Origin of the sequence: Ancylobacter lacus (genome assembly GCF_018390635.1) — a bacterium.
Taxonomy (GTDB): Bacteria; Pseudomonadota; Alphaproteobacteria; order Rhizobiales; family Xanthobacteraceae; genus Ancylobacter; species Ancylobacter lacus.
In genome coordinates, this window is the sequence record NZ_JAHBGE010000061.1 from 1 (window position 1) to 985 (window position 985).

The window sequence follows — 985 nt, forward strand, 5'->3', positions numbered from 1 at the left end:
GCGCCGTGGCAACAACCTGCGCGACGAGCCACAGAGTTCTCACACAGCCTCGGGCTCCACTCGGACGCCGGTGCGGGCCGGTCCTTCTCGACGCGATGAGGTGGCGGGCTGCTGCAACGAAAAGTGCCCCTCGAACTGAAACGGTCCGTTCCGGCTCGGCCCTCGAGTTATCTGCCGCAGAATGACCAGGCGGCGACGAAACTCTACGTCCATTCTGCTTTTTAAAGGCCCGCTTTGCCACAATCAAGGTGGTAATATGTTGCGATCAACATCATGATACCGACTCGTCTCAGTGGAAGTCGCACGCCTGCCTGATGAAGGCCACCACGCGAGGCCGTCGACACCGCATATGAAGCAGCCTGGTGCTATGGCCGCCTGTCCGGTTGGGTATGACCGCTGACCGGAGCGAACCTTTCCCATCTAGCGTCTTCCAAAGATAATCGCGCGCAAGATCACTCCACTTGATGGAGCTTAGAAGTCCGCGAGCATGCTGATGGATTGTCGACCCAATAAAGATGAGAACGGCAAAAGTAATCTCGTGCGGCCGCCGCCGAGTGTTCGCTCCGGCTTGGCGACGAGCGAGGGACGCGACTGGCGGGGAGTTCGGGTCGACGCCTGCGGCCCGCTTCACGCTGACCGTGCCGATCCATTGCCGCCGCGCGACCATCCTGTCGTGCTGATCGCCCGGGATCATTCGTCCTACGTGCTGCAGCAACGCGCAGGCCAGCACGTCGCAGGCCCGTGGCGGCCCGGCGATGTGTCGATCGTTCCAGCCGGTCTTGAAACGACGTTTCGTGGCCATCTGCCCTCTCACCTGCGCATCGGCCTGTCGCCCGATCATCTGGTCGAGGCAGCCGAGGCCCTGGGCAGGCAAGGCGTCTATGTGGGAGCTGAACTTAAAAACGTTTTTCGCACGCAGGATCCGGTGATTGGTAAGCGTCGTCCTCAGGCCACGTTACTGAGGGTGGGCTTGGTGGGATAGGCC

Annotated in this window: 1 protein-coding gene; it reads left to right on the forward strand. The window is 61.4% G+C overall.

Annotated elements, in window-relative coordinates:
* The first annotated feature begins 487 nt into the window (after positions 1-487).
* Positions 488-982, forward strand: a complete 495-nt coding sequence (locus KHC27_RS14860; RefSeq protein ID WP_213340174.1) for a hypothetical protein — start codon at positions 488-490, stop codon at positions 980-982.
* The last annotated feature ends 3 nt before the right edge of the window (positions 983-985 follow it).

What these genes read in the sequence shown, in the direction of transcription:
- KHC27_RS14860 (WP_213340174.1), top strand. Translation starts at nt 488, where the DNA reads ATGCTGATGGATTGTCGACCCAATAAAGATGAGAACGGCAAAAGTAAT.